The organism is Massilia sp. CT11-108, from assembly GCF_047302915.1.
Taxonomy (GTDB): Bacteria; Pseudomonadota; Gammaproteobacteria; order Burkholderiales; family Burkholderiaceae_D; genus Telluria; species Telluria orientalis.
The window spans coordinates 1-535 of record NZ_JBKYMO010001198.1; the positions used below are offsets into that span (position 1 = coordinate 1).

General features: G+C 58.5%; 1 pseudogene. It reads left to right on the forward strand.

The annotated features are described in order from the left end of the window. Nucleotides 1-335: 335 nt before the first annotated feature. Nucleotides 336-535 (forward strand): annotated as a pseudogene (locus tag ACEN88_RS33950) (hypothetical protein); the annotation flags it as partial.

Below are 535 nucleotides of genomic sequence, written 5' to 3' on the forward strand. Positions count from 1 at the left end.
GCGTGGCCGCCGCTGCCTGTCCGGGCATGCCGTCCAGCGAACTGAGGATGCCCTGCCGCTCCTGAACCGGCTGCTCTTCGGGCGAGAGCAGGCTGGGCCGGCCGCCACGGACCGGGCGATCGCCTTGATGTTGCAAATCAGCTCCTTAAAAAAGTTTGCATTACTTTACAAGAATCAAGACAATTGTGCCTCTAATTTGCTTTTAATCGTGCGCGATTAACACAATTGGTGAGTTTTTGCGTTTTTTCAATCGTGCGCGGGGTTGTCGCTTACCGGATTTATACTTTCGGGAAATATTTCTTCGACAACAATGTGAACAGCTTCCGGAGAGAGCGGTGTGGGTGTTGGCAGTGACGGTGTATTTCGTGTTGGCGTGCGCGATCAGCTGGATGGTGCTGTTCCCGGCCGGCCGCGAATTCGTGCTGGACGCGCTGGCGGGGGGCCGGGGGCGGCGCGGCCCCGGCGCGTATAAAACACAGACGCGGCCGCCGCAAAGAGAGGGGGTGATGGGGGGGGTGGCCGGGTCAGTAAAAAA